We start from the raw sequence: 8443 nt of genomic DNA on the forward strand, positions 1-8443 counted from the left end.
GGACCCCAGGACAGGGCAAAAACCAATGTCTTCGCCAAGATTCGTGGTTCTACTGTTAGAAAAAGACGAATAAGAATATAGCATACATACAATAAGGGAATGCAGTATAGATCAATTTACAAGCATTCCCTTGCTATCAGTATGTTATTTTTTATAGAGTTTGAGTTATTACGATATAGGCCATGTATAGTAAAGATAAAAAGATAAATATATCTAGTGTTAAAAAAACGTATAAAATTATTTTTATTTTTTTAGATGTATCATTTTTAATCATATAGATAATGAATAGAATTGTGATTGATTGAAATAAAATGGTGAAAAATAAAAAGCTAATAGAAAATACTATAACGCTTGGTGTAAATCCGGTATTTGCAATAAGTAGAGTACTGATTATGTTAAGGATAAATGTAGTTATTATAAAAATATATTTATAGATGTTTTTAATTTTGATCACCTACTTTAATTTTTTGTTTGATAATATAGTTGTTTATTTTTATGGTTATATATAAGTACTTTGTTATTGTTTTCGTCTACAATGTAAACATCTTTTTCTTGCCAATCTATCCCGTGAGCTATATCTTTTTCGATTGAAAATAAAACATCTTTATTTCTAAATGGAATTGAATTTCGATTAGCATGAATATTTATTTCATGTTCTTTTATATTGAGTCTATAATCCCCTGAATAATTGGAGAAAAAAGGTGTTAATTTGCTGTAAATATATAGAATTTCTTTTTTATCGTTTTCTTGATAAAAGTGGGAATTAATAATCTTTAGATCTGATGTTTTGATGTCTTTTGGCATAAGTAAAAAGGCAATAAGACAATAAAATATAACAACAATAGCAATTAAAGAATATATGTAGAGAGACGCTATTAATAAATATCTTTTATAATTGCTTTGTTTTATTATCTGATCTTGCAAATTTGAATCCTCCTTTAATAAAGAATCAATTGAAACATTAAATAGATTGCTTAAGGCTAATAAATTGGTTAGATCGGGAAGACTTTTTCCTAGTTCCCATTTAGATATAACTTGTCTTGAAATAAATAATTGGTTGGCTATATCTTCTTGTGTCATGTTATTTATTAATCTTAAATGTTTTATTTTTTTTCCAATGTCCATATATGTACCTCCTTTAATTACTTTAATTATTCTAATGTTAAATAGTAAGAAACGCATCGTAGCGTTATAAAAAAGGCATGCAACGATGTGTTGCAGACCTTTTTTATGTGATAATCTTAGAAATAAGTTTATTTAAAGGAGAATAGAAGAATATCAAGTTTTTAGTGGAGAGAAAAAGTTTAGGATAATTTGCGATTTATAAATTAATTAATTTTAATATTAAAATCAAATGGAGTTGTTAGTGTGTTTGAAAAAGAATTATTAGATTTTTGTAATAGAGGAATGAATATTTTTTTTATGTTTAATTCTGTGAAAAGAAGAGTAATTTGGTTCTTTATAATACAAATGTGTGTAATATTATCTTTTATAACAATATGTATTCTTTTTAAAAAGACCTTAGATTTTATGGGGATGTTTATAGTTTTATTTGAAACAGAGTTATTTATTACTTCTTTATTATTCATTCGTAATTATATTCGAAGTTATATTTTAAAAGAGTATAGAATTAAATTTGGAAGTAAAGAATGGTATACCTTTAAATATTTATTGTTAAAGAAGTTTTTAATAAATAAAAAGATTTTACATAAACCTAATAAGTCTAAAACTAAAAGTATTGAGGCATTAGACTTTTGTATAGAAAGATTTGAAAAGCATCTTGAGCGAAAAAATAAAAGGAAATTTTCAACGATTGTAATGTCTTATAGTGCCATACTGATAGCTGTATTTGTACCTCTTTGGACAGCTTTTAATAATTGGGTATATCAAAAGAATAATTTTGAGTTTGGACAAGCCACAGCTTATTTTGGATTAGCATTTATTATTTTGATTTTTGTTTTTTTGTTTTGGATATTGATTTGTCATTATTGTATTGGGGATATATTGCAGTTAAGGGAGCAAAGAATTATTGATCTTATTGATATGTTGAATGGAATTAAGTTTTCTTTGAATAATTCTTATTATCTAGATCAATTTGGGAATGAGGATATTAATAAGCTTGTAATTAAAGTAATTGATGAGTATGAAGTAAAAAAAGAAATGAATTTTTTATTACTTTTAATTAAGTAATAATGTTGTGGAAAAGAATAGGAATATAGCATACATAGAATAAGGGAGTGTAGTATAGATCAATTTACAAGCATTTTCTTATTAATATGTTATATTTTTAATATAGTTATTAGTTATTGTACTTTACGGGGGTATATTTTAATGGAACCATCGATAAAAGAAGATGTTAGTTTGGTAAATATGTATGAAAATATGATACCTAAGTATAATAAATTAGGTATTAATTTAACTCAAGCAATTGAATTATTGTTAGAGGAGCACTCTATTCAGTATCTTAAAGTTTATTATAGGATTAAAGAATCTGATTCATTTATGGGAAAAACTGATCGAAAAAGATATATAGATCCTTTTAATGAAGTTGAAGATATTTGTGGTATTAGAATTATTTGTTATTACAAAAGTGATATTGATAAGATTTGTAATGTAATTAATGAGGAATTTGATGTTTTAGAGTCTCAAGATAAAGAAGAACTTTTAAAACCAGATCAATTTGGATACAGGTCACATCATTTTATAGTAAAGATAAAAGAAGAGTGGTTATGTACGCCAAATTATAAAGGTTTAGCTGATTTAAAAGCAGAAATCCAAATCCGGACTAATCTAATGCATACATGGGCTGAAATTGAACATGAATTAGGTTATAAAAAAGAAGAAGATATTCCATCAGAATTCAGACGGAAATTTTCTAGAATAAGCGCTAAATTAGAAGAAGCAGATGAACAATTTGAAGATTTAAAAAGTGATATTAGTGTGTATAGGGATAGTAGGGCTAATTCACCTGTTATTCTGGATGAAGATCTTAATGCTGATAATTTACAAGCATTTTTAGATAAATATTTTTCTGATAGAAAAATATATAAAGATGGTGCAAGTGATCTTGTTAGTGAACTTAAACGGTTAGATATTAATCTTCCTAAATTATTGGATTTACATGAAAAATGTAAAGATTTATTATTGGATTTAGAAGAAGCTGAACGTGAATTATTTGATGATGATGAATTAAAATGGGCTCAAATTGGAGCTCTTAGATCAATATTAATGCTTACAGTGGATAATTATATGGAGGGTTCTCCTTATCCTAAAGAACTGAAAGATTTGATAAATGAATTTAAAAAGAAATTAAATCATTGATTTTAGAAAAAGCCTTGTAATTGAAACAAGGCTTTTTCTAAAAAAATGTTTTCTTTTATAGTTGGAAGGTATCTAAGATATTGTCTTTTTCTTCTTTATTGATTCCAATATATTTAAGTGTGATTTGTGGTGTGCTGTGATTCAGTATTTCTTGCAACATAGCAACATCTTTTGTTTGTTTATAGAACCAATAGCCGAAGGTTTTGCGCATGGTGTGGGTACCAATGGATTCTACGCCGGCAAAATCTCCGGCTTTTTGCAATTGTCGATAAGCCTGGATCTTACTAATGGGTTTGTCTCCTTTTCGGGAAGGGAATAACCAGGTACTTTCTAGTGTTTGGCTATAAGAGTATACTTCATTAAAAATAGAAGTCAGGTTAATTATGCGTTCTTTCTTCGTTTTCCCTTCTTTGATTTTGAATTCTTTTCTCTTTTTTCGTTTCAGCTTTATTATGGTTTGGGTTTCGAGTTGGAGTAGATCACTTATGCGTAGTCCGGTATGAATGCCAACAAGAAAGAGAATATAGTCTCGTTCGGAACAATGACGTTTAAGAGCCCATTTGATATCTTCGATCTGTTCTTTGCTACGAATGGGTTGGACATCAATAAGATGTGGCTTTTTATTCATGGATTTATGACCTCTTTATCTACAGTGTTTTGAATGTATACTTTTGTTATGTAAATTGAGGATATCAAGGGAATTGGTGAGAAGTCAATATTTAAGGAGAATTGAATGTAAACTAATATTTAAAAGTTTACATTGAAGAATAAGAAAAAGAACCTAGTTTTTAGGGTTCCTTTTCTTATTTTGATAATATTTGTATCTTATTGTAGTTTTTATATTTTATAATTAGGTTATTAAAATTTATAGTTAAAAGGATGATTGGATATGACAGTACAAAAAGAAAAGGTAACTAGGCGGGTTGTTTGTAGGAAATGTAAATCTGATCAAATAGTTGGTAACAAACGTGGGTATAATTTTAAAAGGATGTTTTTAATTCTGTTTCTTATGTTAGCTACACTTATAGCTATTAGAATAGTTGTTGAAATAGTTCCTCGAGATTCTCCACTTCAGGGTATGGCTTTATTTGTTGTTTTTTTAATGATGCTCCTAGGGGCACCGATAACTTTATTCAGTGGATTTATTGGTAGAAAAAATATTGTCAATGGTTGTATGAATTGCGGACATACATGGATGCCTAAAAAATAGAATGTTTATAAATCAAAAAAGAAAAGACAGCTGATCTATTGCTGTCTTTTTTCCTTTTTTGAGTGATAAATGAAAGTGAACCTTTATTCAAAAGTTTTTACTTTCATTTGTTTTAAAGAATAGGATATAGAGATACTAATTCGAATCCTTGTTGTTTATATTCTGAATCATTTTCTATAGTTTCATTTATTAGTTCTGATAGAATGCTCTTTATGATTGAATTATTTTTTAATTCTTCTGCAAATGTTATTTTAATGAGGAGACCAATAACATTTCGATTAGGTTTACTTCCTCCCATAATAATTGGGTCAATACTATTTATTTGGAAATCATATTTTAAAGGAACATTTTTGAATTCATGTTTAATATCAATATCTAATGCAAATCGTGATAATATAGGACTTTCTAGCATTTCTTCTGTAGGTGTTTTACCTATTCCTAATTCTAATATGTAATCCTCTGTTTTATTTTTTCTTCTTAGCTTTGAATTATTTTTATTAGCAAGAAAAATTCTTTCATTTTCATCTTGAGTTAACATGTTTAATTTTGAATCTAGAGATTCAATTTTTTCTAATAGGAATAAGTGCATTGTATCTTCTCTGTTTTCTGGTTTAACTTCTTTTAGGATGTTTTTATATGTAATTGCTCTATATACTGGGTTGTCTGGTTCTTTTTCTTGTAAGGCTTTAGGCAACATATTTCTAAAATTTTCTTGTAATTCTATGACTCCTTGCATGTCATTGGTGTAGAAAATAGTCCTCTCGTCATTCACATCAAAGGGTAAATTTGTAGGATTTTGACATATAACGATAACTGGCTTTCTTGCTGCATGTCTTACGCCTAATTCATACATAACATTTGGATTTAGTTCTGTTAAGTTTGCAACTACTAAATCAGCATTAATTAATCTATCAATTACTTGTCTTGTAATTGATCCTGTTTCATTTATTCTATGAGCTACTTCGACTTTTATATTTTGTTCATCTAGTACTGGTTGAATTGCTGCATCTATTACACCTTCCGCTTGTCTTCTAATATTATCTTTTGCGTTACCTATTGGAGTAACAATAAAGCATGTTTTTTGTTTAATGTTTTGTTTTATAATCCCTTTTCTTTCATTTTCAGTGGTCATGGTATTCTCCTTTTATTATAATTTTTATATATATTTATTTTATCAATAATCATTAACTAAAAAACATATTCAATTTAAATCTATTTATTTGAATTAAATGATGTTAAACTCACAAAAAGAATTTAAATAAAAAAAAGCCAATCATGATATAATTGAGTTGCGACGCTACAACTATACATAAGAGGCTTTTTTATTCTTATATAATTCTAACTACATAATAGCATAAAAGAAGTCTCCATACTAGTTGTAAATACTAGGAACAAGGAGAAAGATTATGACAAATACTATCAATTTAAAACAAGCTGAAAGGAATTCAAGATTGAGAGATATCGAGAATTCGAAGATATTGTCAGAAGAAGAAATGTACATAGCAAATGAACTTCAAGCAAAAGCTAATTCGCATGGAATGAAGTTAGTACCTGAACGAAAGATAAAAAATAAAGCTAAATTTGTTCAGATCATTCAACAAAACATCCAGTATTTATTTGAAATTGATTATTTAACAAATGCTGAGAAGGTATTTTTATTAGATATTTCAATGTGTGTAGGTTTTTTAAGTAATTGTTTGGTTAGTGATATTAACTCTAAAGAACAAATTCCATTAACTCAGCGAGAATTAGCAAAAAAAATAGGAAGACATGAAACGAAAGTTAGTCCTTTGGTTAGAAAATTAATTGATAAAGGCATTATTGCTCGTTCAGAGAGTGGTGTTGATGATAATAATGTTAGGGCATATGCTTTGTTTATAAATCCTCATGTTATGTTTTCAGGGAATAGAGATGAAGTTAATCCGACACTTAAAGCTATGTTTAGAAAGGTTCCTAAACAACTTAAAAATTTACCTATTAAATTATTTTAAGTCTACTTTAATTAGTAGACTTTTTTTGTTAATTTCGTACTTACCAAAAACGGTAAGTTTACTTACCAAAAACGGTAAGTACGAAAAATCCTGAAACCCTTGGTATTACTGGGTATTTTATACTTTGGTATGCTTGTCCCTTCTTACTCTATATAGAAATAGCTAAAAGTTCCGCAAGGAACGGGTCGTATTTTCTTTCGCTTTGCTACAGAAAATCTCCACCCTTTTCGCTTTGCTACATCCTTGCAAAACTTTTTTCGGCTCGAGTTTTGGCGGCACCAAGCCGATACATCCAAAAGCAACTATTTAGGTTTATCGGCTTGAATTTGCTATTATACGAGCCGAACCGCTAATGCTTTCGTATTATAATTTCATTTACCACATGTATAGATACGTAATACGCGGGGTTTCGCCCCCACACGACGAACCAGCCTCTACTCCAAAAGTCAACGGAAAAGCGAAGTACAATGGCGCGGCTGTTGCCGTTCCATTGTACTTGTAATTAAACATGTCATCATAGCGCTCATTTTTCGTTCTAAGAGCGTTATTTTGATTTTATTAGGAAATCTATTAGTTTGTGTTTAAAATCTAATAGAAACGATTTTGAGAAGTTATAAAAGCCTTGTTTGTTTTATATACAAGGAAGAATTTTTGATCTAAGAGTAAAAAAACAAGTTTTTAGTCCTCTGAAATATCCATTGAAAACCCATTGGATGTACATTGAAAATACATTGAAAGTACGTTGGAACTCCATTGAATTTTTTGTATTTGTGATATCACGTTTTTGTTAGGCTTTGCCTAACCTGTCACCCTTGGTGATAGCAAAAATCCCTTATGCTCTTGCACTTGTTAAAATTGTTCTTTTCTTTTTTGATCTGGAATCTCTAATTTCTAATTTTATAAAATGATTTGTTCCAAAGTTATTAGAAAAATTTTGTGGCGCGGCCATAGTCTTCGCTATATGGATTAAATAATCATTTATTAAGAAAAAAATGGAGTATAACTTAGATCCGTGAAGAATTTGTTATTTTTATATGACAGAAGGATATGAACCTTAGTAAAATGAATTAGTAAAAACCTAGGTTTAATACCTAGGTATCAAGGTTGATATTTTTGAAAATAACCCTTGATATTTAAAAAACTTAGGTTTTTATCTAGGTTTTAAAGGTGGGTAAAAAGATGGATAAAAGTGAAAACCTAGGTGAAGAAAAACCAGGTTATATAGCGATGACTGTTAAAGAAGTTGCATTGTGTTTAGATGAATCGCCAAATGTTATAAGAAATTGGATGAAAGAATTAAGGATGTATATTCCTTTAGAGAAAAATGAATCAGGATACAATGTTTTTAACGAGAAAGCTCTTGAACAAATGAAGATAGTTAAACAATTACATCGAGAACAAAATTACTCAATAAAACAAATTGAACATTACTTTGCTACGGGTGGAGAGAGTATAAAACCTGTTCCTAGTAAAGAAGTTGGAGAGATTTTAGCTGAAGAATTAAAATTACTAAAAAATGAGGTTAGTAGACTTAGAGAACATAGTGAGAAACAAGAAGAATTTAATAAGTTGTTAATTGAACAATTACAAAAACAACAAGATTATATTGATAATAAGTTAGAGAAGCGGGATCAGAAGTTACTTGAAACAATTCGTGAAGTACAAGAAACAAAAGTATTAACAGCATCTACTGAATCTAAAGGTTTTTTTGCGAGGTTATTTGGAAAATAACTATTTTAAGATTTATGATCTGAGTCCTGGCGTTTATGCCGCGAAAGTTCCTTGACGATGAGGGGAACCCTCATGCAAACTCGCCAGAGGTGGCCCCAGAAGGGCGGTTTTTGCCCGCTGGGGTTATCTTTGGGAGTTTGAGGGTTCGGAGGCTCGTGGTCAAGGGAACCGTGGAATAAAAAGCGAGGAC

General features: G+C 28.9%; 8 protein-coding genes. 5 read left to right on the plus strand and 3 right to left on the minus strand.

Features of this window, described 5'->3' with window-relative positions; all coding sequences use genetic code 11:
* Positions 1-459 precede the first annotated feature (459 nt).
* The gene (locus MHI26_RS31415; protein ID WP_061665826.1) at positions 460-1125 is read right to left on the minus strand and encodes a helix-turn-helix domain-containing protein; all 666 of its coding nucleotides are present in this window, start codon (positions 1123-1125) and stop codon (positions 460-462) included.
* A 243-nt stretch (positions 1126-1368) separates the two neighbouring features.
* On the opposite strand from MHI26_RS31415, the gene MHI26_RS31420 reads away from it, so the two are divergent.
* Together MHI26_RS31420 and MHI26_RS31425 are read left to right on the plus strand one after the other, a co-directional pair.
* Entirely contained in the window at positions 1369-2190 is an 822-nt protein-coding gene (locus tag MHI26_RS31420) for a hypothetical protein (protein WP_061665825.1), read from the plus strand.
* A gap of 141 nt (positions 2191-2331) precedes the next feature.
* Positions 2332-3321: a GTP pyrophosphokinase gene (locus MHI26_RS31425; RefSeq protein ID WP_061665824.1), complete on the plus strand. Its 990-nt coding sequence runs from the start codon at positions 2332-2334 to the stop codon at positions 3319-3321.
* A gap of 55 nt (positions 3322-3376) precedes the next feature.
* Here the strand turns inward: MHI26_RS31425 and MHI26_RS31430 are convergent, their stop codons facing one another.
* Positions 3377-3949 (minus strand): tyrosine-type recombinase/integrase, encoded by a 573-nt coding sequence (locus tag MHI26_RS31430; protein ID WP_340994903.1) that lies wholly within the window; start codon positions 3947-3949, stop codon positions 3377-3379.
* 261 nt (positions 3950-4210) lie between these two features.
* Between MHI26_RS31430 and MHI26_RS31435 the strand changes: the two genes are divergently transcribed.
* A complete protein-coding gene (locus MHI26_RS31435) occupies positions 4211-4531 on the plus strand; it encodes a hypothetical protein (protein WP_061665820.1) in 321 nt (106 codons plus the stop codon).
* 112 nt (positions 4532-4643) lie between these two features.
* Here MHI26_RS31435 and MHI26_RS31440 read toward each other — a convergent pair whose 3' ends face one another.
* A complete protein-coding gene (locus tag MHI26_RS31440; protein WP_061665819.1) occupies positions 4644-5663 on the minus strand; it encodes a nucleoside 2-deoxyribosyltransferase in 1020 nt (339 codons plus the stop codon).
* A gap of 274 nt (positions 5664-5937) precedes the next feature.
* Here MHI26_RS31440 and MHI26_RS31445 point away from each other — a divergent pair, with 274 nt between their 5' ends.
* On the plus strand, positions 5938-6522 hold the full coding sequence (locus MHI26_RS31445; RefSeq protein WP_061665818.1) for a MarR family transcriptional regulator: 585 nt from the start codon (positions 5938-5940) through the stop codon (positions 6520-6522).
* Between the two features lie 1179 nt (positions 6523-7701).
* Complete coding sequence (locus tag MHI26_RS31450; RefSeq protein WP_061666076.1) at positions 7702-8253, plus strand: DUF3967 domain-containing protein; 552 nt, start codon at positions 7702-7704, stop codon at positions 8251-8253.
* The last annotated feature ends 190 nt before the right edge of the window (positions 8254-8443 follow it).

The sequence above is a fragment of the Bacillus sp. FSL K6-1218 genome (assembly GCF_038006445.1).
Taxonomy (GTDB): domain Bacteria; phylum Bacillota; class Bacilli; order Bacillales; family Bacillaceae_G; genus Bacillus_A; species Bacillus_A thuringiensis_S.